The sequence below is a fragment of the Lysobacter capsici genome, from assembly GCF_014779555.2.
Lineage (GTDB): Bacteria > Pseudomonadota > Gammaproteobacteria > Xanthomonadales > Xanthomonadaceae > Lysobacter > Lysobacter capsici.
This window is the reverse complement of the sequence record NZ_CP094357.1, coordinates 554,523-577,888: the sequence shown is the minus strand read 5'-3', so window position 1 is coordinate 577,888 and position 23,366 is coordinate 554,523. Positions and strand designations below refer to the sequence as shown.

At 67.4% G+C, this 23,366-nt stretch carries 18 protein-coding genes; 11 read left to right on the top strand and 7 right to left on the bottom strand.

All coding sequences use genetic code 11. The features are described 5' to 3' along the window. The first annotated feature begins 40 nt into the window (after nucleotides 1-40). Complete coding sequence (locus IEQ11_RS02340; protein WP_191822932.1) at nucleotides 41-796, top strand: tetratricopeptide repeat protein; 756 nt, start codon at nucleotides 41-43, stop codon at nucleotides 794-796. 108 nt (nucleotides 797-904) lie between these two features. Here IEQ11_RS02340 and IEQ11_RS02335 read toward each other — a convergent pair whose 3' ends face one another. After that, a complete protein-coding gene (locus IEQ11_RS02335; protein WP_191822931.1) occupies nucleotides 905-1,828 on the bottom strand; it encodes a LysR family transcriptional regulator in 924 nt (307 codons plus the stop codon). Between the two features lie 138 nt (nucleotides 1,829-1,966). Here IEQ11_RS02335 and IEQ11_RS02330 point away from each other — a divergent pair, with 138 nt between their 5' ends. After that, a complete protein-coding gene (locus IEQ11_RS02330) occupies nucleotides 1,967-2,851 on the top strand; it encodes a DMT family transporter (RefSeq protein ID WP_046659818.1) in 885 nt (294 codons plus the stop codon). Further along, nucleotides 2,848-3,438: a cysteine hydrolase family protein gene (locus IEQ11_RS02325; protein ID WP_191822930.1), complete on the top strand. Its 591-nt coding sequence runs from the start codon at nucleotides 2,848-2,850 to the stop codon at nucleotides 3,436-3,438. Before IEQ11_RS02330 ends, IEQ11_RS02325 begins: the two co-directional genes overlap by 4 nt. A 182-nt stretch (nucleotides 3,439-3,620) precedes the next feature. Here the strand turns inward: IEQ11_RS02325 and IEQ11_RS02320 are convergent, their stop codons facing one another. Next, entirely contained in the window at nucleotides 3,621-5,000 is a 1,380-nt protein-coding gene (locus IEQ11_RS02320; protein ID WP_425494658.1) for a glutamate--cysteine ligase, read from the bottom strand. A 234-nt stretch (nucleotides 5,001-5,234) separates the two neighbouring features. Here IEQ11_RS02320 and IEQ11_RS02315 point away from each other — a divergent pair, with 234 nt between their 5' ends. From IEQ11_RS02315 to IEQ11_RS02300, 4 genes are all read left to right on the top strand, one after another. Continuing rightward, entirely contained in the window at nucleotides 5,235-6,860 is a 1,626-nt protein-coding gene (locus IEQ11_RS02315; RefSeq protein WP_191822929.1) for a peptide ABC transporter substrate-binding protein, read from the top strand. Next, nucleotides 6,857-7,567 carry a VIT1/CCC1 transporter family protein gene (locus tag IEQ11_RS02310; protein ID WP_191822928.1) on the top strand — a complete coding sequence of 237 codons (711 nt, stop codon included), beginning with the start codon at nucleotides 6,857-6,859 and terminating at the stop codon, nucleotides 7,565-7,567. The genes IEQ11_RS02315 and IEQ11_RS02310 overlap by 4 nt, the downstream gene beginning before the upstream one ends. 14 nt (nucleotides 7,568-7,581) lie before the next feature. Beyond that, the gene (locus IEQ11_RS02305) at nucleotides 7,582-8,487 is read left to right on the top strand and encodes an ABC transporter permease subunit (protein ID WP_247024704.1); all 906 of its coding nucleotides are present in this window, start codon (nucleotides 7,582-7,584) and stop codon (nucleotides 8,485-8,487) included. Between the two features lie 109 nt (nucleotides 8,488-8,596). Next, nucleotides 8,597-9,628, top strand: coding sequence for a LacI family DNA-binding transcriptional regulator (locus IEQ11_RS02300; RefSeq protein ID WP_096412165.1), 1,032 nt, complete (start codon nucleotides 8,597-8,599; stop codon nucleotides 9,626-9,628). Between the two features lie 239 nt (nucleotides 9,629-9,867). Here the strand turns inward: IEQ11_RS02300 and IEQ11_RS02295 are convergent, their stop codons facing one another. The 3 genes from IEQ11_RS02295 to IEQ11_RS02285 form a co-directional block, all read right to left on the bottom strand. Next, complete coding sequence (locus IEQ11_RS02295) at nucleotides 9,868-11,553, bottom strand: alpha-amylase family glycosyl hydrolase (RefSeq protein ID WP_191822926.1); 1,686 nt, start codon at nucleotides 11,551-11,553, stop codon at nucleotides 9,868-9,870. Then, nucleotides 11,550-13,073 carry an MFS transporter gene (locus IEQ11_RS02290; protein ID WP_191822925.1) on the bottom strand — a complete coding sequence of 508 codons (1,524 nt, stop codon included), beginning with the start codon at nucleotides 13,071-13,073 and terminating at the stop codon, nucleotides 11,550-11,552. Before IEQ11_RS02290 ends, IEQ11_RS02295 begins: the two co-directional genes overlap by 4 nt. 399 nt (nucleotides 13,074-13,472) lie before the next feature. Then, a complete protein-coding gene (locus IEQ11_RS02285) occupies nucleotides 13,473-16,280 on the bottom strand; it encodes a TonB-dependent receptor (RefSeq protein WP_191822924.1) in 2,808 nt (935 codons plus the stop codon). Nucleotides 16,281-16,580: 300 nt separating this feature from the next. On the opposite strand from IEQ11_RS02285, the gene IEQ11_RS02280 reads away from it, so the two are divergent. Continuing rightward, complete coding sequence (locus tag IEQ11_RS02280) at nucleotides 16,581-18,233, top strand: alpha-amylase family glycosyl hydrolase (RefSeq protein ID WP_228464887.1); 1,653 nt, start codon at nucleotides 16,581-16,583, stop codon at nucleotides 18,231-18,233. Nucleotides 18,234-18,354: 121 nt separating this feature from the next. After that, entirely contained in the window at nucleotides 18,355-19,227 is an 873-nt protein-coding gene (locus tag IEQ11_RS02275; RefSeq protein ID WP_191822923.1) for a putative signal transducing protein, read from the top strand. 60 nt (nucleotides 19,228-19,287) lie between these two features. Here the strand turns inward: IEQ11_RS02275 and IEQ11_RS02270 are convergent, their stop codons facing one another. Then, complete coding sequence (locus tag IEQ11_RS02270) at nucleotides 19,288-20,130, bottom strand: tetratricopeptide repeat protein (protein WP_191822922.1); 843 nt, start codon at nucleotides 20,128-20,130, stop codon at nucleotides 19,288-19,290. A 212-nt stretch (nucleotides 20,131-20,342) separates the two neighbouring features. Next, nucleotides 20,343-21,041 carry a ribosome biogenesis GTP-binding protein YihA/YsxC gene (gene yihA, locus IEQ11_RS02265; protein ID WP_051547443.1) on the bottom strand — a complete coding sequence of 233 codons (699 nt, stop codon included), beginning with the start codon at nucleotides 21,039-21,041 and terminating at the stop codon, nucleotides 20,343-20,345. A gap of 196 nt (nucleotides 21,042-21,237) precedes the next feature. Here yihA and IEQ11_RS02260 point away from each other — a divergent pair, with 196 nt between their 5' ends. Beyond that, a complete protein-coding gene (locus tag IEQ11_RS02260; protein WP_191822921.1) occupies nucleotides 21,238-22,116 on the top strand; it encodes a c-type cytochrome in 879 nt (292 codons plus the stop codon). Between the two features lie 419 nt (nucleotides 22,117-22,535). Further along, nucleotides 22,536-23,195 (top strand): thiol:disulfide interchange protein DsbA/DsbL, encoded by a 660-nt coding sequence (locus IEQ11_RS02255; RefSeq protein ID WP_046659800.1) that lies wholly within the window; start codon nucleotides 22,536-22,538, stop codon nucleotides 23,193-23,195. Nucleotides 23,196-23,366: the final 171 nt, after the last annotated feature.

Genomic DNA, 23,366 nt, shown 5'->3' with positions numbered 1-23,366 from the left:
CGGCCGTCCGTTTTCGCCCTTCTTTCGCAAGGATCGCGTCATGCCGTACCTGGGCCTGGGTTTGCACGTCATCGTCGCGCTGTGTTTCGCCGTGCACGTGGTGCGCAGCGGCCAGGACCGCTACTGGCTGATGATCCTCTTCATGTTCCCGCTGCTGGGCAGCGTGGTCTACGGCGTGGCGATCTGGCTGCCGGAGCAGCGTCATACCCGTCACGGCCGCGCACTGGCCGGCAACGTGCGGCGCCTGCTCGACCCGGGCCGCGAGCTGCGCGAGGCGCAGGACGCGTACGACACCGCGGCCACCACCGACAACCGCATGCGCCTGGCCGACGCGCTGCTCGGCGCCGGCCGCGCCAGCGACGCATTGCCGCTGTACCGCGCCGCGCTCAGCGGCATCCATCGCGACGATCCGCAGATCCAGGTCAAGCTCGCGCACGCGCTGCTGGAAGCCGGCGACGCCGCGCAGGCGCGGCACATGCTCGAGGACCTGATCGCGCGCAAGCCGGATTTCCGCTCGCCCGAAGGCCATCTGACCTATGCGCGCGCGGTCGCGGCGGGCGGCGACAAGGCCAAGGCGAAGGAGGAATTCGAAGCCCTGGTCGGTTACAGCAGCGGTTTCGACGCGCACGTGCATTACGTGGAAGGCCTGATCGGCTGGGGCGAACTCGGCCGCGCGCGCGAGTTGTGCGAGCAGGCGCAGACGCGAGCCAAGCGCTTGCCGGCGTATGCGCGGCGGATGAACAAGCCGGCGCTGGATCGACTCAAGGAATTGAGCAAGCGCGCCGAGAGCATGTAGGGCCTGGCGATCTGAGCGGAAAGCGTCGGGGCTGAAGCCCTTCCCACAGAAAGTGGGCGTGGCCGCGAGGTCTTTTGTGGCAGCGGCTTCAGCCGCGACGTTTTTGTTTCAGATCGCCGCGCTGGCTCCCAACAATTCCCCCAGCCAATCGCGCACCCGCTCCAGCCGCCCACTGCCCTGCGCCTGCGGCAACCACGCCAGATACAGCCGTTTGAGCTGCGCCGGATACGGCGAAGGCAGCGCGCGCAATTCGCCGCTGGCCAGTCGATCGGCGATCAGGCGCGGATACATCAGCGCGATGCCCTGTCCGGCCAGCGCGGCGCTGATCGCCGGCATCGGCGAGGACAGGCTCAGATGCGGCAGCGGCCAGGTCGACGGATCCTCGCCGAACCACGCCGGCCAATCGTGCCGCCAACCGTCGCTGACCACATGCAGCACGCGCACGCCCGGCGTCGCGTCCTGCCACCAACGCCGCGGGTCCAGGCGCGCGATCAACTCGGGCGATGCCACCGGCAGCAAGGCCTGCTCGAACAGCAACTCGCCCTGCAGTCCCTGTTCGCGCGGGTCGCCGTGCATCAGCAAGGCGTGGATGCGGCTGTGGGCGAGATCCGCCGCCGCGGCCGGGCAGAACAATTGCAGGTCGAAGCCGGCATCGGCGCCGAACTCCTCGATCCGCGGCAACAGCAGGCTCACGCTCAGGCTGGTCGGCGCGCCCAGCACCAACCGGCGGCTCTCGTCGCCGCGCAGACGCAGGCGCGCGGTCGCCGCTTCGATCTGTTCGAAGCCGGCGATCAAGGCCTCGCCGTATTCGCGGCCCAACGCGGTCGGCCGGGCGCGCCCGCCGCCGCTGCGGTCGAGCAGGCGCAGGCCGAAGGCTTCCTCCAGGTGCTGGACGTGCTGACTCAAGGCGGCGTGGCTCAGGTGCAGGTGTTCGGCGGCGCGGCGCATGCCGTCGTGGCGGACCACGGCGGCGAAGGCTTGCAGGGCTCGCAGGGGGGGCAGGCGTCTGGGGGATGGGTCGTCCGTGGTCATTTTTACTTACCACTGTTGTGGGTTTTGTTGATTTTTAAGGGCGTCTGGCGGGTTTATCTTTACCATATGTCTGCTGCCCCTCTGATTTCTTCGGCTGTACGTTCGCCGTCGCGTTCCTTGGTTGTTCGCGCCGGCCTCATGGCCTCAGCCTCGGTCTGTCTGGCCTTGCTCGGGCTGCTCAGCCGCTACACCCGCGGTCTGCCGCCGGAGCTGGTGACCTGGCTGCGCTTCGCGATCCCCGGCTTGATCCTGGTCGGGCTGGCCCGGCGCGAGGACTGGCGCGCGGTGTGGTCGTTCGCCGACCGGCCCGGCTGGGTGCGCGCGGTCGCGGTGATCGTGTCGCAGGGCTGTTTCGTGCTCGCGGCGATGCGCGGCGACCTGCTGCACGCGGTGCTGCTGTACAACACCGGGCCCTTGTTCATCCCGCTGATCGCGCGCGCCTGGCTCGGCGAACGCCTGCAACCTTCGACCTTGTACGGCCTGGCGGTCGGCTTCGCCGGCGTGCTGGTGGTGCTGCAGCCCGGCCGGCACGGGCTCGACGCGAACGCGCTGGTGTCGTTGTTCGGCGGCTTCGCGATGGCCGCCTCGCAGGTGCTGTTCTACCGCAGCGCCCAGCATCAGCCGCCGTTTCGTACTCAATTCAAGCTGTATCTGCAGGCGGCGATGGTCGGCTTGCCGCTGGCGCTGATCGCTTGTTGGCGCATGCCGGCGCAGCCGTTCGCCGCGCAGCCGCCGCTGGTGTTGGTGCTGGCCCTGCTCGGCATGGCCGCGTGCAGCCTCGGCAGTCAGTCGCTGCGCGACCTCGCGTATCGCGGCATGGACAACGCCTCCACACTGGCTCCGCTTATGTATGTGGCGGTCCCGGTCAGCGCGGCGCTGGACTGGCTGCTGTTCGGGCATGCGGCGCGCGCGGCGACCTTGATCGGCGCGGCGCTGATCGTGGCCGGCGCGATCGCCGCGCTGCGCGGCAGCCGCCGCGCGGCGCCCGTCGCCGCGAATTCCAACCCCGGAGATCCCGCATGAGCATCGCGACCAGCCACAGCGCCCTGATCGTGATCGACCTGATCAACGACATCGTCCACCCCGACGGCAAGATCGCGCGCGCCGCCGCGGCAGTGCGCGAGCGCGGCCTCATCGCGAAGGTCAATGCGCTGAGCGAACGCGCCCGCGCCGCCGGCGCCATGGTCGCGATGGTGCGGGTGGCGTTCGCGCCGGATTACTCCAACGCGCCGCGGCAATCGCCGTTGTTCGGCCGCGCTGCCGAGCTGGGCGCGCTGCGCGACGGCGATTGGGGCACGCAGTTCCATGCCGAGGTAGTGGTGGCGCCGCGCGACTGGATCGTCACCAAGCCGCGGGTGAGCGCCCTGTTCGATACCGACCTGGCCGCGCGATTGCACGCGGCCGACATCCGCCGTCTCGCGATCTGCGGGGTAAGCACCGAAACCGGCGTGCAGACCACCGCGCGCGATGCGCACGATCGCGATTTCGCCGTGCAGGTGATCGGCGATGCCTGCGCGAGCGCGAACCCGCGGCTGCATGACGCGGCGTTGGAGATGCTGGGGACGGTGGCGCGGGTGGTGGATGCGCGGGAGGTGCGGTTTGCGGGGTGAGATGGCGGTCTGGCGGTAAGAGCCGCTGCGCTGATTGAAGGGTGTTCGCTGGGATCTTGCGGGAAAAGCGAATCCCCCCTGCCCCCCTTTTGCAAAGGGGGGAAAAGCATGGGGTCGAGTGACGGATGGTGTTGGGCGAATGCGCTCAATGTGAAGCGCATGCGCCGATCGCTAGTGCGATCTCAGTACGCGAATTCCTTGAACACCGGATCCACGCTGCCGCCCCAGGCGCCATGGAACAGTTCGAGCTTGCGTTCGGCCGGGCTCTTGCCCATCGCGACGAACTCGGTCAGCGGTTCGAGATAGATCGATTCGTCCGCGCCGTTGTGGTTCAAGCGCGCGCGGCGCTTCAAGCCGTGCGCGGAGATTTCCAGCGCGCGCCGCGCCAGGTCCAGCACCTTGCCGTCGCGGAACGGCAGGTGGAAGCCATGCTGCGGCACGCCGTCGCGCAAGGCGTGACGCTCGGCCGGCGTGAAGTCGAGCACCAGGTCCCAGGCCGCGTCGAGCGCGTCGGCGTCGTACAGCAGGCCGACCCAGAACGCCGACAACGCGCAGATCCGGTTCCACGGGCCCGAGTCGGCGCCGCGCATTTCCAGATACTTCTTCAGCCGCACTTCCGGGAACGCGGTGGTGGTGTGGTCGGCCCAGTCCTTCAAGGTCGGGCGCTGATTCGGATACGCCGGCAGCTTGGCTTCGAGGTAATCGCGGAACGATTGCCCGGCCGCGTCGATGTAGGTGCCGTCGCGGTAGACGAAGTACATGGGCACATCGAGCAGGTAATCGACATAGCGCTCGTAACCGAAGCCGTCTTCGAACACGAAATCGAGCAGGCCGGTGCGGTCGCGGTCGGTGTCGGTCCAGATGTGCGAGCGGTACGACAGATAGCCGTTCGGCTGGCCTTCGGTGAACGGCGAATCGGCGAACAGCGCGGTGGCGATCGGCTGCAACGCCAGCGACACGCGGAACTTCTTCACCATGTCGGCTTCGTCGCGCACGTCGAGGTTGACCTGCACGGTGCTGGTGCGGGTCATCATGTCCAGGCCGAGCGAGCCGACCTTGGGCATGTAGTCGCGCATGATCTTGTAACGGCCCTTCGGCATCCACGGCATGTCGTCGCGGCGCCACTTGGGCTGGAAACCCATGCCGAGGAAGCCCAGGCCCATCGGCTCGGCGACGGTGCGCACTTCGCGCAGGTGGGTCGCCGCTTCCACACAGGTGTCGTGCAGGGTCGCCAGCGGCGCGCCGGACAACTCCAGCTGACCGGCCGGCTCCAGCGACACCGAGGCCTCGTCGCGGGTCAGCGCGATCACCCGGCCTTTTTCCTCCACCGGCGCCCAGCCGAACTGGACCAGGCCCTTGAGCAAGGCCTCGATGCCGCGATCGCCGTCGAAGGTCGGCGGCCGCAGGTCGTCGGTACGGAAACCGAATTTCTCGTGCTCGGTGCCGATCTTCCAATCCGACTCCGGGCGCACGCCCGAGGCCAGGTAATCCACCAGCACGGCGCGCGCGCCGCCCTTGATGTCGGGAATCTCGAGATCCTTGACCTGGCTGGGACCGGACACATCCACCTCGCTGAGAAAAACCTGCTGCAAGGCACTATGCCCTGCTCGCGCATCGCTGCGCGGAATTCGCGCCCGCCAAACCAGCGGACGCGGCCGGCGCCTCGACGGGCGAGGACCGGCGCAAACCTGACGACCTACATTGCCTCAGTTTCGGGTCTGGATATGCGGCACCTCGCCTACAATCGCAAGACCCCCGGCAGTGTAGACCCCGCCTTGCACCGAACAACGTCCGCCTTGCAACGCTATGGTGCGGCCTTGCCACTGGCGCTGGCGTTGCTGTGGCTGATAGCGCCGGGCGCGCGGGCGCAGGCCGCGACGACGATGCTCGAACGCGGCAACGGCCCGGAGCCGAGCACGCTGGATGCCCACCGCTGCCAGGAAGTGGCCTGCGGCAACGTGCTGCGCGACCTGTACGAGGGCCTGGTCACCGAGGACGCGCGCGGCCGGCTGATCCCGGGCATGGCGCAGCGCTGGTCGGTCTCGGCCGACGGCCGCAGCTGGACCTTCACCCTGCGCGAAGGCCTGCAATGGAGCAACGGCGAGCCGATCGACGCGCAGCAGATCGTCGCCAGTTTCCGCCGCGCGTTCGCTCCGGCCACGGCCGCGCCGTTCGGCGAACTGTTCGACGCGCTCGACAACGCGCAGGCGGTGCAGGCCGGCAAACTGCCGCCGCAGCGGCTCGGCGTGAGCGCGACCGATGCGCGCACCGTGGTGTTCCGCCTGAACCGCAGCGCCGGCTTGCCGGCCTTGCTGACCTTGCCGATCGCCTTCCCCGTTTATCTGCCCGCGGTCGAACAATACGGCGCGCAACATACGCGGCCGGGGCGATTGGTATCGAACGGCGCGTACCGGTTGGCCGCGTGGACGCCGCAGGCCAACCTGGTGGTGGAGAAGAACCCGCGTTTCCACGACGCCGCCGCGGTCGCGATCGAACGCGTGCGCTTCCAGGTCACCGAAGACGCCGCCGCCGAACTGCAACGCTTCGCCGCCGGCGACCTGCACATCACCGAGGTGGTGCCGCCGCAGCCGTTGCCGGCCTTGCGCAAACGCTTCGGCGCGCAACTGCGCTTGTCGCCGTACCTGGGCGCGTTCTGGCTCGGCATCAACCTGACCCGACCGCCGCTGCGCAGCGCCGCCTGCGCGACGCCGCCCTGCGAGGATCGCGAACTCGCGCTGCGTCGCGCGCTGACCCTGGCGATCGATCGCGAGAAGCTCACCCGCTACGTCACCGGCCTGGGCGAAACCCCGGCCTACGGCATCGTTCCGCCGGGCATCGCCGGGTATACGCCCGCGGCGATGCCGTGGCAGTCGTTGAGTCAAACTCAGCGCGAAGAACATGCGCGCGCGCTGTACCGTCACGCGGGCTATTCGGACGACAAGCCGCTGGTGATCGAACTTCGTTACAACACCTCGACCCCGCATCGTCGCCTCACCCTCGCGGTCGCGGCGATGTGGCGACAGACCCTCGGCGTGCAGGTGCGGCTGCGCAACGAGGAATGGAAAGTGTTCGTGCAGAACCGCAAGCAGCGCACCATCACCCAGGTGTTCCGCGGCGGCTGGATCGGCGATCTGGCCGATGCGCGCAACTTCCTCGCCGCGTTCGGCAGCGACGGGCCGCTGAACTGGATGGGCTACGACGACGCCGGTTATCGCGAACGCCTGGCCAAGGCCGATGCGGCGCACTCGGAAGCCGCGCGCAACGCCTGGCTGCGCGCGGCCGAGCAGCGCCTGTTGAACGACAACGCGGCGATTCCCCTGTATTTCTACAGCTCCAAGCATCTGGTCGCGAGCAATGTGCGCGGTTTCGAAGCCAACGCGCTCGATCGCCACGCCAGCCGCTGGCTGAGTCTGTCGCCATGACCACGCCGACATCACGCAGCCGCCATCCCGAACGCCACCGCTCCGAGCGCGTGGGCTGGCTGCGCGCGGCCGTGCTCGGCGCCAACGACGGCATCGTCTCGATCGCCGGCCTGGTGGTCGGCGTCGCCGCCAGCGGCGCATCGCCGGGCGCGATCCTGACCAGCGGCATCGCCGGCACCGTCGCCGGGGCGATGTCGATGGCGGCCGGCGAATACGTGTCGGTGCAATCGCAGGCCGACACCGAACGCGCCGACATCGCGGTGGAACAGCGCGAACTCGACGACGATCCGCAAAGCGAACTGGCCGAACTCGCGCGCATCTATGTGCAGCGCGGGCTGACGCCGGAACTCGCGCACGAAGTCGCGCAACAGCTGACCGCGCACGACGCGCTGGGCAGCCACGCGCGCGACGAACTGGGCATCACCGACACCTTGCGCGCGCGCCCGGTGCAGGCGGCGCTGACCTCGGCGGCGGCGTTCGTGAGCGGCGCGGTGCTGCCGATCGCCGCGGTATTGCTGGCGCCGACCGGCCGCACCGAAGCGGTCGCGATCCCGATCACCTTGGTCGGCCTGTCGATCTCCGGCGCGCTCGCGGCCTGGGCCGGCGGCGCACCGGCGCTGCGCGGCGCGCTGCGGGTCGCGTTCTGGGGCGCGCTGGCGATGGCCGCGGCGAGCGCGGTCGGCCGCCTGTTCGACGTACACGTCTGATGCGCGGCGATTCCTTGCCCGCACGCTTCGCCTCGCGCCTGCTGGAAGCGCTGATCACCCTGCTGTTGCTGGCGACACTGTGCTTCGCCCTGCTGCGCGCCGCGCCGGGCGGCCCGTTCGATACCGAGAAAGCCGCGCCGCCGGAAGTGCAGGCCGTGCTCGACGCGCAGTACCGGCTCGATCAATCGCTGCCGATGCAGTACCTGGGCTGGCTCGGCGACGCGCTGCGCGGCGACCTCGGACCGTCGTTCCAATACCCCGACTACACCGTCAATCAACTGATCGCCAACGCGCTGCCGGTGTCGGCCTTGAACGGCGGCCTGGCGCTGCTGCTGGCGGTGCTGGTCGGGGTGAGCGTCGGCGTGTGGGCGGCCTTGCGCGCCGGCGGCTGGACCGATCGCGCGCTGATGCTGCTCGCCGGCCTGGGCCTGGCGGTGCCCAAGTTCGTGGTCGCGCCGCTGCTGGTGCTGTTGTTCGCGGTGACCCTGCACTGGCTGCCGGCCGGCGGCTGGGGCGACTGGAACAACGTGGTGCTGCCGGTGATCGCGCTGGCCCTGCCGAACATCGCCTACTGCGCGCGCCTGACCCGCGCCTCGATGCTCGACGTGCTCTCGGCCGACTACCTGCGCGCGGCGCGCGCGCGCGGCCTGTCCGATACCCGCCTGCTGTTCGCGCACGCGCTCAAGCCGGCATTGCTGCCGGTGGTGGCGTGGCTGTCGCCGGCGCTGATCAACGTGGTCACCGGTTCGGCGGTGGTCGAGCAGGTGTTCGGCATCCCCGGCATGGGCCGCTACTTCGTCCAGGGCGCCTTGAACCGCGACTACACCCTGGTGCTCGGCGTGGTGCTGGTGATCGGCGCGCTGATCGTGGCGATCAATGTGGTGGTGGATGCGGTGCGGGGGTGGATGGATCCTCGTTGAAGCGGCGGGAATCGGGAATGGGGAATAGGGAATCGGAAAGCTGAGCATCGCGGCGGGCGCTGCCGATTCCCGACTCCCCATTCCCGATTCCCGTGCCAAACTCGTCCCCATGCGCAAGAAGTCGAAAGCCACCTCGCTCGACATCGCCCACCTGGCCGGCGTGTCCCAGGCCACGGTGTCGCGCGTGCTCAGCGGCAGCACCCTGGTCAACGCCGAAACCCGCAAGCGGGTCGAGGCGGTGGTGCGCGAGCTCAACTACAAGGTCGACCGGCACGCCTCCAGCCTGCGCCGGCAACGCTCCGGCACCCTGGCGATGCTGCTGTTCGAGGATCCGACCCCGGACGAATCGCATATCAACCCGTTCTTCCTGTCGATGCTCGGCTCGATCACCCGCGCCTGCGCGCGCCATGGCCAGGACTTGCTGATCTCGTTCCAGCAGCTGTCCGACGACTGGGCCGGCGACTACGAAGACAGCATGAAGGCCGACGGGCTGATTCTGCTCGGCTACGGCGATTACCTCGCCTATCAGGGCAAATTGCAGAAACTGGTCGAGCAAGGCACGCGCTTCGTCCGCTGGGGCGCGGTGTTGCCGGACCAGCCCGGGTTGTCGATCGGTTGCGAGAACATCGGCGGCGGCCGCCAGGCCGGCGCGCATCTGGTCGCGCTGGGACGCAAGCGGGTCGCGTTTCTCGGCGATGCGTCCACGCACTACCCCGAATTCCTCGATCGCTTTCTCGGCTGCGAACAGGCCTTGCACGACGCCGGCCTGACGATGGATCGCGCGTTGCAGGTCGACGCGGAAAGCTCAGAAGACGCCGGCCACGCCGCCGCGCGCGAACTGATCGCACGCGCGCTGCCGTTCGACGCGGTGTTCGCGGCGAGCGACCTGATTGCGCTGGGCGCGATGCGCGCGCTGACCGAAAGCGGGCTGCGCGTGCCCGAGGACGTGTCGGTGATCGGCTTCGACGATATCCCGATGGCGCGCTTCGCCCATCCGCCGCTGACCACGATTTTTCAGGACACCAAGCAGGCGGGGGAGCTGCTGGTGGATACGCTGATGACCTTGGTGCGCGGGGAGGCCGCGGAGAGTATTCGGTTGCCTACGTCGTTGGTGGTGCGTAAGTCGTGTGGGGCGGAGTGAGGTGGGCCGACAGGCTCTTCATTAGTCACCAGCCTCGACAATCCTACCTGCCGTCATTTCCGCGAAAGCGGGCTCCGCCTTATTCGGCGCAGCCGAATATCCAGTGCCTTTCGTGCGAGAACGCTTGAAGTCTTGGAGCACAAAGCCACTGGATTCCCGCGTTCGCGGGAATGACGATACAAAACATTCGTCGGGACTTGGCAATTCGCAGACGCAAACGCCGCAACCAAACAGCGCACTCAACGCTGCCGCGCATGCCCCATCGCATGATCCAGCGCCACGCGAAGATCCTCGCGAATCACCCGTTGATCGAGGAAGTACACCTCAACCCCATGCGCAGGCACCGACGCGCGAAGCGACCCGCCTTCAGCCACGTCCACCTCGCCCCCTCCCAGCGCCGCACGCCAACGCCCGGCCTGCAGATACTCACTCACCTCGAACTGTGCCGCCGCATCGCCTTTGTTGAGCAGCACCAGCGCGATCTGCGCTTGCCCGGCATGCTCGTACACCCGATAGAACACCGCCCGATCGCCGCGCAATTCAACGTTCAACTGCAAGCCGCGCTGTAACGCCGGCGACGCTTCGCGCACCTTCGCGATGCGCTTGAGCGATTCGCGAATCGGATTGCCGCGTGCCGCATCGATGCGCTGCTGGCCGAAATAATTGCGATTGCCGGCATGCTCCGCGCGACCGCGTTCGAACCCGACCTCCGAGCCGTAATAGATCACCGGGATCCCGCGCGCGGTGAACAGCCAGTGGTGCGCGTCGATGAACCCCTCGTCGCTGGCATCCAGGCGCGGCATGTCGTGGTTGTCGTAGAACGTCATCAGCTCGTACGGATTCGCGTACGGGCCATCGGTCAGATACAGCCGCTCGGCCAACAACGAAAAATCGCCGCGCTCGCGCCCGAACACCTGCGCCATCCGCTCCTTGAGCGGAAAATCGAGCACGCTGACCCCGCCGTTGCGCGCCCAGGTGAACGGCGCGATGTTTTCGGCCTTGTAGTCGAAGGCTTCGCCGAACATGAAGAAGCCCGGCCGCTTGGCGCGGATGCGATCGGAGAACCGCTTCCAGAACGCCGGCGGCATATGCCGGATGGTGTCGATGCGGAACGCATCGGCGCCCTGATCGATCCACTGCGAATACGCGCCGACGAAATAGTCCAGCACCGCGGGATTGGTGTCGTCGATGTTCGACAGCTGCACCAGGTCCTTTTGGTTGTGGAAGAACCGGTGCAACGGGTTGTGCGCGGGATCGAGCTGTTCCGGCGCGAGATTCTGGTGATCTGCGACCAGCACGCCGTCGCGATAGATCTCGCCGTACTTGGGCTGATCGACCGGCATGGTGAACGACGGCGAGCCGTGATTGGCGACGATGTCGAGCACGGTCTTCAGACCGTGACGCTTGAGCCCGCCGGTTAGCCCGGCGAAATCCAGATCGCGGCTCGGCAGATGCTCGTCGAGCCGATAGAAATCCACGCCCCAGTAACCGTGATAACCGGTCTTGCCGCGGTCCTGAAACGCGCCGCCCCAGGTCACCGCGTCGCCGCCGGTAAAGGCCTGATCGGGGTTGTCGACGATCGGCGTCAGCCACACCGCGCCGAAGCCCATGTCGCGGATGTAGTCGGCGTTGTCGAGCAGGCCTTTGAAGTCGCCGCCGAGGTAACCGATGTTGTCGCTTTGCCCGGGCGGCGCGCCCGGCACCGGACGATCGAAGGTCCGCGTCGCCGGGTCCGGCCCGCCCTGATCGCGCTGATCGTTGCTGGTATCGCCGTTGACGAAACGGTCGGTGACCACGAAATACACCGCGTCGCTCGCCATCGGCTCCAGGGTGCCGTAGTAGCCGCGCGCAGGTTTCGTGTCGCGCGCGCCCTGCGCGCAGGCCGCCAGCGCCAGACTCAATAGCGCGATCGTCAACGTCTTCATGCGCGCGCCTGCGCGGCATCGACCGGCTGCGCGGCCTGGCTCGGTTCGCGCACCCACAGCACGCACAGCCCGGCCAGGAACAGGCTGACGCCGCCGATCACCAGCGCCATCGCCGGCTGTCCGCCGAACAGATGCTTGAGCAGAAAACCCAGCAGGCTCGCCGCGACCAATTGCGGGATCACGATGAAGAAATTGAAGATACCCATGAACACGCCCATCTTCGCCGCCGGCACGCTGTCGGACAGCATCGCGTACGGCAGCGACAGGATCGAGGCCCAGGCGAAACCGACACCCAGCATCGACAGCAGCAGCCATTGCGGATCGCGGATCAACGCAATCGAGATCAAGCCGGCGCCGCCGAGAAACACGTTGAACAAATGGCTCCAGCGCAGGCCCCAGCGGCGGGTCATCGGCGGGATCACGATCGCGGCCAGCGCGGCGAAGCCGTTGTAGGCGGCGAACAACACGCCGACCCAGTTCGCGCCCTCGTTGTACGCGGCCGAGGCGGTGTCGCTGCTGTGATAATGCAGTTGCGTGACCGCCGGCGTGGTGTAGATCCACATCGCGAACAAGGCGAACCAGGAGAAGAACTGCACCACGGCCAGGCGCAGCATCGTGGTCGGCATCGCCGCCAGATCGTCCATCACCGAGGCGAAGCCGCCGCCGTCGCGGACCAGGCCGCGCAGCGCCAGCGCCAGCCCGAACGCGGCGATCAACGCGGCCAGCACGTACAACTGCTTATCCCAGCCGAGCATCGAGATCGTGGTCGCGACGATGCCGCCGACCACCATCCACGACGCGCCCAGCAGCAGGCAACGCACGCGGTCGCGATCGGGCCGCGCCAGCACCGGCGCCTCGTCGAAGGCGTGCAGTTGCTCCGGCGGGTATTCGCGCGTGCGCAGCACGGTCCAGCCGACCGACAGCAGCAGCACCGCGCCGCCGAAGTAGAACGCATAGCGCACGGTGTCGGGCACTTCGCCCGGCCCGGCGGTGTTGCCGACGCCGAAGTGGGCGAGCGCGAACGGCAGCAGGCTGGCGATCACCGAGCCCACGCCGATGAAGAAGCTCTGCATCGCATAACCGCTGGCGCGTTGCTGTTGCGGCAGTTGATCGCCGACGAAGGCGCGGAACGGCTCCATCGATATGTTGATCGACGCGTCGAGGATCCACAGCAGGCCGGCGGCGATCCACAGCGTCGGCGAGTTCGGCATCGCGATCAGCGCCAGCGTCGCGAGCACCGCGCCGATCAGGAAATACGGGCGGCGACGACCGAGGCCGGTCCAGGTGCGATCGGACAGGTAGCCGACGATGGGCTGCACGATCAGTCCGGTCAGCGGCGCGGCGATCCACAGCATCGGGATGTCGTCGATCGGCGCGCCCAATGTCTGGAAGATGCGGCTGACGTTGGCGTTCTGCAGGGCGAAGCCGAACTGGATGCCGAGAAAACCGAAGCACATGTTCCAGATCTGCCAGAACGAGAGCTGCGGCTTGCGGTTGGGGGCGCTTTGGCGGTCGGTCATGGGCTCGATACTGGCACGAAGTTGAGCGTGGCTACGCGGGCTTCGGCTGGCAAAAGCGAATCCCTCTCAATCCCCCGCGCGAAGGGGGACGACAAGCACGAGCTGGTCTTGCTACGACGCGAACCGCGAGACGTCGCACGCTCGGATACGACGAATCGGCAAGACATCATCCGACCGTTCTCGCCGTACGAAAAAACACGGCCCCGGCGACTCCTTACTTCACCCTCTCCCGCTTGCGGGAGAGGGCCGGGGTGAGGGCCCACGAACTGCAAACCTATATCGCAAGCCAGCTTCGCGCGCCCTCATCCGGCCCTTCGGGCCACCTTCTCCCGCAAGCGGGAGAAGAATCTTCGCAAGCGGCCAGGGGATTTGCCTTTACCCGCAAATCCCCGCGTCCGGTCAGAACTGCGACGAGAACCGCACCCCATACATCCGCGGCGTATTGAGATAACGGATATTGGTCGCGTTGTTGACGAAGCCCTTGCCCGAATACACCTCGTCGGTGAGGTTGGACACGAAGCCGTCGATGCGGAACTGATTGTCGCTCCCGAAGTTCAGGCCGGCCGAGACGTTGACGGTCATGAAGCCGTCGACGTCGTCGCGCATCGCCAGACCGTTGGCCGGGCCGCCGCCCGCGGCCGGGTTGGAGCCGTTGTTGAACGGCATGTCGCGCAACGGGATCTCGATCACCCGGCCGTTCGCGTCCAGGCCGAAACCGCGGCTGTTGAACGCGGTCAGATAGTAGTCGGAGCGGTAGGTCAGGTTGATGGTCCAGTCGAACGAGGACAGCGCGCCGCGGCCGATGTCGATGGTCTGCGACAGGCTGACGTTCGCGTTGTACTTCGAGGTGTTCGGCAGACGGTTGCCGTCCAGCGGCACGATCAGGCCCAGGCCGCCCGAACGCGTGTCGAGCACGTTCGACTCGTCGAAGGTCGCATCCAGATAGGTGAAGTTGTAGCCCAGGTTGAAGCCGTACGGCAGGCCGACCCGGCCTTCCAGTTCCAGGCCCAGCACGCTGGCGTTGGCGGCGTTGTCGTTGAACACCTGACGGCTGGTCGCGTTCGGATTGGTCGGCGTCGGCGCCGGCACGTCGATCAGGTTCTGCAGCACCTTGTTCTTGTAGTCGTAATAGAACACCGACGCGTTCAAGCGCACCGGGGTCTCGCCCCAGACGTAGTCGCCCTTGATGCCGGCTTCGTACGACGTCAGCTCTTCGGGTTCGAAGGTCGGTGCCAGCGCGCTGCCGTCGTTGAGCAGTAACGGCCGGTTGATGCCGCCCGAGCGGGTGCCGGTGGACACGGTGCCGTACACCATCACCTGCGGATTGATGTCGTATTCGAAGCCCACGCGCCAGTCGACGTAGCTGTCCTTGTAGACGTCTTCGCTGCGGCCGTTGGGGAAGTCAGAACGCGCGATCACCTGGATCTGGTCGCGGTTTTGCTGCAGGAACTGCTGCCAGTTGTCCTGCGCGCCGAAGTTCTGGATGCCGCCGAGGAAATAATCCAGCGTGTTGCCGCCGGGCCCGCAACGCAGGTCGGCCGGGCTCCAGCCGGTGCAGATGCTCGGCTGGCCGCCGCCGCGATTGCCCGGAGGCGCCAGGCGGAAGCCCGGCGAACCCAGGATCAGGCCGGTGGTGTAGGGATTGGTCGCGGTGTTGATCGGCTGGCCGGTGAACTGCGCGAACAACTCCTCGGGAATGATGAACTGGTATTTGACGTTGGATTCGCGCGCGATCTTCTTGTCGCGGGTGTAGCGCACGCCGCCGATCAGACGCAGCGAATCGGTCGCGGCGAAACTGAAATCGGCGTAGGCCGCATTCGATTCGACCTTGGAGTTGTCGCCGCGGTTCTCGCCGCCCAGACCGTCCTGGTAACCGCAGATCGTGCCCGGACGCCACCAGTCGCAATCGCCGAAGTAGCCGTTGCCGACGTCCCACGAGGTGTAGTCGTACTTTTCTTCGTAGTTGAACAGACCCGCCGACCAGATCACCCGGCCGGTGTCGCCGAAGAAGCGCAGTTCGTTGATGGTCGAGCTGGACTTGTCGGCCTGATAGAACGTGTCGTACCAGTCCAGGCGCTCGGGATTGAAATAGGCTTCGCGCTCCGAACCCGGATACACCGGGCCGAGCTGCCACTCGCGCGAGGCGTTGCGGTTGTAGAAATCGTACTTGCGGTACGAGGTGTTGAACTCGACCGAGATCTTGTCGTTGAAGGCGTAGGTGAAGGTACCGGCGATGCCTTCGATGTCGTTGGTGGTCTGGCCCTGGGTGCGGAAGTACTGCTTGAACGGGTCGTGCAGGTCCTTGATGTCGTAACCCGCCGACAGGCCGCGCTCGGCGAACAGGCCCGGGTCGCCGGTGCCGCGCTCGGTGACCTTGTCGAGCATCACGAACGCGGAGAACTTGTCGTTGGGTTCCCACAGCATCGACAGGCGCGCGGCCTGATTGTCGAGCGCGCCCGGGCCTTCGGCGTCGAACAGCGACTTGGGATAACCGTTGCTGATGTACGAGGAGCGTTCCTCATCGAACAAGGCCGCGCGCAGCGCGAAGGTCTCGCCGATCGGCAGATTGAGCACGCCCTCGGCGGTGGTGAAGTCGTGGTTGCCGGCGCCGATCTTGAGCCCGCCGCTGGTCACGCCGAGCTCCGGGCGCTTGGAGATCACGTTGATCGAGCCGCCGGTGGCATTGCGGCCGCGCACCGTGCCCTGCGGGCCCTTGTTGACCTCGATGCGGTCGACGTCGAAGAACATCGGCCCGATCGAGCGCGGGCGCGGCAGGTAGATGCCGTTGTAGTAGGTCGCCACCGACGGATCGGAGGAGAAGTCCGAATCGGCCGCGCCGATGCCGCGCAGGAAGATTTCGTACTTGCCTTCCTGCTTGGTGATCTGCAGTCCGGGCACCACCGCCTGCAGATTGCGGAAGTCGGTATTGATGCCCAGCTTGGTCAGGTCCTCGCCGCTGAACGACTGGATCGTGCCGGCGTACTTCTGGATCGACTGCACGCGGCGGTTGCCGGTGACCTGGACCGCGTCGAGTTCGTGCGCGGCTTGCGGCGCGGCCTGCGCGGCGGCGGGCGCGGCGTCCTGCGGCGCCGGTTCATCGGCCGCCCACACCGTCCAGGAACTGCACAGCCCCAGCGAGGCCAGGGCCATCGTCAACAGATGGCGATTGAATTGCGATTGCGGCGTGGCCGGCTTGAGTCTCGACATGCTCCCCTCCAGAAGCGCTGTGTGTCGTCCGCGCGCGCACTGCGGCGCGCTGCGGTTGCCTGGGCGGCGTACGCCCTCGGTCTGAGGCGCATGTTAGGCAAGCGATCGCGCCCGCAGCGGGTTCTGCATACGTATTCATGGGATGAAGTCGCATTCATGTCGCACTTCGTCGGCCCGTTTACCGGTGAATACGTATGCACAGGCTCCGGCCGCGCCGGTTCGCGGCGGTAAGCTGGCATCCATCGCGGCGGTGCAGCACGACGCCGCGACCGACCCCAGCATCGACACCCGAGGCGTCACTTGTCAGCCGTCAGCCTTTCCACCGACCCACACCCGCGCGACGACCTGTGGTGGCGCGGCGCGGTGATCTACCAGATCTATCCGCGCAGCTTCCGCGACCTCGACGGCGACGGCGTCGGCGACCTGCCCGGCATCATCGACAAGCTCGGCTATGTCGCCGACCTGGGCGTGGACGCGATCTGGATTTCGCCGTTCTTCAAATCGCCGATGGCCGATTTCGGCTACGACATCGCCGATTACCGCGCGGTCGATCCGCTGTTCGGCAGCATCGACGACTTCGACCGGCTGCTGGCCAAGGCGCATGCGCTGGGCCTGAAGGTCATGATCGATCAGGTGCTCAGCCACACCTCCAGCGAGCACGAGTGGTTCAAGCGCAGCCGCGAAAGCCGCGACAACGACCACGCCGACTGGTACGTGTGGGCCGACGCGCGCGAGGACGGCACCGCGCCGAACAACTGGATGTCGCTGTTCGGCGGCGTCGCCTGGCGCTGGGAACCGCGCCGGCAGCAGTACTACCTGCACAACTTCCTGTCGTCGCAACCGGATCTGAATTTCCACAACCCTGCGGTGCGCGCGGCGGTGCTCGACAACGTGCGCTTCTGGCTCGATCGCGGCGTCGACGGCCTGCGTCTGGACGCGATCAACTTCTGCTTCCACGACGCGCAACTGCGCGACAACCCGCCCAAGCCGCCGGCGCAGCGGGTGGGCCGCGGTTTCAGCCCGGACAATCCGTACGCGTTCCAGTACCACCACTACAACAACACCCAGCCGCAGAACCTGGCGTTTCTCGCCGATCTGCGCGCGCTGCTGGACGAATATCCCGGCGCGGTGGCCTTGGGCGAGATCTCCTCGGAAGACTCGCTGGCGACCATGGACGAATACACCCGTCACGGCCGCCTGCACATGGGCTACAGCTTCGAACTGCTGACCGACGACTACAGCGTCGCCCACATCCGCGACACCGTGCAGCGGCTGGAAGGCACGATGCGAGAGGGCTGGCCGTGCTGGGCGATTTCCAATCACGACGTGCAGCGCGTGGTCACGCGCTGGGGCCGCGGCGCCAGGCCGGCGCATTTCGCGACCATGCTCAGCGCGCTGACCTGCTCGCTGCGCGGCTCGGTGTGCGTGTATCAAGGCGAGGAGCTCGGCCTGCCCGAGGCCGAGGTTCCGTACGAATCGCTGCAGGACCCTTACGGCAAGGCGTTCTGGCCGACCTTCAAGGGCCGCGACGGTTGCCGCACGCCGCTGCCGTGGGACGCGAGCGAACGCGCCGGTTTCAGCACCGGCGAGGCGTGGCTGCCGATTCCGGCCAGCCATCGCGGGCTCGATGTCGCCACCCAGCATGCCGATCGCGATTCGATGCTCAACGGTTTTCGCCGTTTCCTGAGTTGGCGCAAGCGCCATGCCGCGCTGCTCGATGGGGCGATCGCCTTCGTCGACAGCGCCGAGCCCGCGATCGCGTTCGTGCGCGGCGAAGGCAGCGAGGCGATGCTGATGGCGTTCAATCTCGGCGGCGACGAGGCCAGCGTCGAGCTCGGCGCGATGGCGGACTGGCAGGTAGATTCGGGACACGGCCTGCCGCAGGGCCGGGTCGTCGACGGGCGGCTGATCCTGCCGGCTTACGGCATCTACGCGGCGCGCGCCGGGCGCTGATCGGCGGATCGGCTCCGTCTGCGCGCCGCGGCTGATGGCGGCGCGGCTTTCGTGCGTCGCCCTATCGCGCCGATGCATACTTCGCCTGCGCGAGCGCGTCGCCGCGCGCCAGGGGGAATCGATGCAGATCGTCTATCACGCGGCTAATTCGGCCGACGCGCAGCTGGTGCGTGGGTTGTTGGCGCAGGAAGGAATCGAATCGTTCGTGGTCGATGGCTCGATGCGGGTCGAAGTGGTCGACGACGACGCAGGGCGCGCGCGCAACATCATCGCGCAATGGCAGACCACGGCGGCGCCGCTCACCAAGAACGAAAGCGACGAACCGGCCCGTCCCGATGTCGGCGGCCAGGACCGTGTTGAACCTGCCGAAGATCCCAACCTCTACAAGCCGTTGAAGCAAGACAAGCCGGCAGGCGGCTTCAGCATTTCCAGCATGGTGTTGGCGCTGATCGTCGGCGCTGTCCTGGGCGCTTTCCTGCTCGAGACGGTCGCGCATTCCGGACATCGCCGCCAACCTTCGCCCCGACCCACCCAGACCGTCGAGACCGATACGAACGGCGATGGCGAAACGGATCAATGGACCCTCTACGTCAAAGGCCAACCCACGCTGATGCGCAGCGATCGCAACGGCGATGGCAAGATCGATCAGGTCGTGCGCTACAAGAAAGGAGTGGCCCATACGGCCGCCCAGGACAACGATTTCGACGGCTATCACGAGACGCAGTACAGCTATCGGGGTAACGAGATATTCGACTTTTCCATCGATCGCGATGGCGACGGCAAACCCGATTATCGCGGCCACGGCGAATACGGGCTCGCGCAATTGGAAGAATGGCTCGATCCCCAGGGCCGGATCATCAAGCAAGTCCGGCACACCGCCTTGCGCACGCTCGATGGCAAGTACGACAGCGACGGCGACGGCACGCTGGATGTCGAACGCACCTATGACGAGCGCGGAGAAATCGCCTCAAGCCGGCCGCTGTCGCAGCGTTGAGCCCGACGCGCGCGCGGCCTCATTCGCGAGGCGGCAACGCGCGTTGTGAATCGGCGAACTTCAGCCTTGCGGTACGCGACGCACCGGCCGATCACGCAGCTCCGGCCGCTCCGGCGACACCACCGGCCGCAAGGTTCCGCTCCTCGACGGAACCGCCAACGTATCCAGCCGCTTCTTCGCCCCGCTATTGCCCAGATCGGCCGCTTTCTTCAGCACGATCCTGGCTTCGTCGAGGCGGCCCTGGCCGACATAGATCTCGCCCAGGCCGCTGAGCGCGGTGGCGCGGGCCTTGGGGTCGTCGGCCGGCGCGTCCTTCACCGCCTGGGTCAGGGTCTGCTGCGCGTTGGCCAGCTGGCCGTTCGACAACTGCTTCCAGCCGCACAAGGTGGCGTCGCCGCCTTCGCACGGATCCTTGCCGGCGCTGGACGCTGCGGCGATTTCCTCGGCCAGTTCCCTGGGCTGGCTCGCCAGCGCGGCGCTGCCGAGCGCGCTCTGCAGTTGCTGGTTGTTCTGCTGCAGGCCCTTGACCGTCTCGATGATCGAATCGACCGAGATGTTGATGCTGCTGTTGTTGTCGGCGACCCGGATCGGCGCGTTCGGCGCCAGGGTCTGGCCGCTGTATTCGATCACCGGATCGGGCAGTTTCACCGCGGCGAAACGCGGCGAGAAGGTCAGGTAGACGTTGGGCACCACGCGTTCGCCGCTGCGCCAGCTCTTGAGCGTGTCGAACCCGATCATCGCCACCACGACGATCGCGCCGATGCCCAGATACCAGCGCACGTTCTTGTTCTGTTCGGCGTTCCTGGTCTTGAGCAGCGCGTACGCGCCATAGGCGAAGAACAGCAGCGCGGTGCCATAGGCGCCCGCGGCGAGAATGGTTTGCGGATCGGTGATCGTGTCCATGCGGTAGCGCGTCCTGGGTCGTGGCCTGCACGGGCAGGCCGGGCCTTCGCGCAGACACGCGAAGGTCCTTGAGTCACCCAGTCAGTAACGCGAAGCGTGGTGCGAAAGCGGCCAGCGATCGCCGGCGGTGGGAGCGGGGGTTTCCGTAGGCGGGGCCGAAACCCCGCTCACCTGAAAAAGCCCGTTCCCCGCAAACCGGCGCAGCGGCCGGCTTATTCGTCCGACGGCGGCGGGAACAGCGCTTCGGGCACGGCGAGCGGGGTCGGCGCGACGCTCGGCAGCAGCCCCAGCCAACCCATCACCTTTTCGCGCGCTTCGTCCACGCCCTGCTTGGACTCGCCGGAGAAGGTCTGCACGCTGACCGTGTCGCCGAAGGCCGCGTTCAATTCCTTGCGCACCATCATCAGCTGCTGCTGTTGCTGGCCGCGGCCGAACTTGTCGGCCTTGGTCAGCAGCGCGTGCGCCGGCAGGTCGCGGCTGACCGCGTAACCGAGCATCTGCCGGTCGTAGTCCTTGAGCGGGTGACGGATGTCCATCACCACCACCAGCCCGCGCAGGGCCTGGCGGGTGCGGAAATAGCGGTCCAGGAACGCCTGCCAGTGCGCCTGCAGGTTCTGCGGCACCTTGGCGTAGCCGTAACCGGGCAGGTCGACCAGGAACTTGTCCGGTTCCGGCGCCGGATCGGGGCCGCGGTAAGGCAGGCTGACGTCGAAAAACACCAGCTGCTGGGTGCGGCCGGGGGTCTTGGACACCCGCGCCAGCGCGTTCTGCTGGCACATGGCGTTGAGCGCGCTGGACTTGCCGGCGTTGGAGCGGCCGGCGAATGCGACCTCGAAGCCGCCATCGGGCGGCAGTTGCTTGACGTTGTGCGCCGACAGCAGATAGCGGGCGCGGGCGAGGTGGTTGGTCATGCGGGTAGGATCGCACGGCGCACCGGAATACTTGCCCTTCCGGTCACATCCGGATGAACCCGCGTTGACCCGATCACGGCCGGCGAAGATAATTCCGAGGTTCCGGTGTCGGCCCAGCCGCCCCGTACCGCCTTTCAGCCAGCCTCTTCAGCAGCAAGCCAGCCCTGAAGCAACGAGTAGTTCGGAGCCCAGCTACATGAGCCAAGCCCGCGTCCTGAGCCTCGTCGGCCTCGCCGCCTTCGCGGTCGCCGCCGTTGCGTTCGCCCAGACCACGGTCACCCCGATTCCCGACAAGGAGCCGGTCCAGACCGCGCCGCTCAACGGCGGCCCGAAGGCCACCTGGGGCGACGTCAAGGCCGGCGCGACCAAGGCGGGCACCTGCGCGGCCTGCCACGGTCTCGACGGTAATCCGACCGATCCGCAGTACCCGCGTCTGGCCGGCCAGAGCGAGCGCTACATCGCCCACCAGATCGCCCTGTTCAAGACCGGCGAGCGCAATACCGGCATGGCCGCGGCGATGAAGCCGTTCGCCGACGCGCTCAGCGAGCAGGACGCGCGCGACCTGGGCGCCTACTTCGCGACCCAGAAGTCCGGCGCCGGCGTCGCCGACGACACGGTCGTGGCTTCGGGTCCGAACAAGGACAAGAAGTTCTACCAGATCGGCGAAGACCTGTTCCGCAGCGGCGACAAGGCCCGCGGCATCCCGGCCTGCATGGCCTGCCACGGCCCGGGCGGCGCCGGCAACCCCGGCCCGGCCTACCCGCACGTCGCCGGCCAGCAGGCGGCCTACTCCAAGCGTCGCCTGGAGGAATACCGCGCCGGCACCACCACCCAGAAAGACCCGCACCTGTTCAACATCATGGCCAGCGTGGCCAAGTCGCTGACCGACGAAGAGATCGGTTCGCTGTCGAGCTATCTGCAGGGCCTGCACGAACGCGCCGACGACGTCGCCGCGGCCGATGCCCCGGCGGCCAAGCCGGCGGCCGCGCCCGCACCGGCTCCGGCGCCCGCCGCGGCTCCGGCCGCCGCGCCCGCCGCCGCCCCGGCCGCGCCGGCCCAGCCCGCCAAGGGCTGATCGCGCGCGCCAAGGCAACACCCCGACGCCGGCCTGGCGACAGGCCGGCGTTTTTGTTGGCGCGACGGGGCGAGGCGGCAAGCTTCGGCGGCGATCGCAGCGCGGGCTTCGATGATCGGCTTCAGTCGCGCGCCTGGCGCGGCGACGGCGGTTTCGAGGGCCGCGCCCGCGGCTCGCGAGCGGAAGACATCGCCACGGGACGCGGCTTTCGCCCTCGGCCGGGGTCGCGATCGGCCCCATAAAAGTGACGGCCATCACTGCCTGCGCGCTCAGGAACTTCTTCGGGCGGTTTTGATCTCACTGCATACTCTTGGTTCTGTACGCCGGCCGTTATCCTTGGGGCCGGCGTTTTTATGTTCCCCGGCCCAGCGCGAACCCCGTTCGCCGCGCGCCGCCATCCCCACCGACGAGACCTACCGATGAACCTGCGCCTGGCCACCCTGCTGCTGCTCGCCGTGCTTCCCTTCGCCGCTTCCGCCGCGCCCAAGGCCGCCGCCGCGAGCGCCGCGCCCGTCGTGGGCGTGGACTATGTCGAGATCGAAGGCGGCAAGCCGTTCGCGCCGGTCAAGGGCAAGATCGAAGTGGTCGAAGTGTTCGGCTACACCTGCCCGCACTGCGCCCATTTCGAACCGCAGGTCGCGGCCTGGAAGGCCAAGCTGCCGAGCGACGTGAATTTCGTTCCGCTGGCCGCGCCGTTCGGCGGCTACTGGAATCCCTACGCGCAGGCGTTCTACACCGCGCAGGCGATGAAGCTGCAGCCCAAGACCCACGAAGCGGTGTTCAAGGCCCTGCACGAAGAGCGCAGCCTGCCGATCCAGAACGCTTCAGCGGCCGAGATCGCCTCGTTCTACGCCAAATTCGGCGCCGATCCGATCGCCTTCGCCGCGGCCATGAACGGCCCGGCCACCGCCAAGGCCATGGACCGCGCCAAGACCTTCATCATGGCCAGCGAAGTCGACAGCACCCCGTCGATGGTGGTCGCCGGCAAGTACCGGATCATCACCCAGAAGGGTTTCGACGACATGCTGCGCGTGGCCGATGGGTTGATCGCCAAGGAACGTGCCGCCGCCAAGCGCTGAGGCGCTTGACGGCCGGGAATCGGGAATCGGGAATGGGGAATCGGAAGATCAACAGCGGCTGCGCGGGCCTTTGATTTTCCGATTCCCCATTCCCCATTCCCCATTCCCGATTCCCGCCCCCCTTACACTCCACGTTCAGTCCCGCGGCCGCTATGCTGGCCGCCGCCCTTG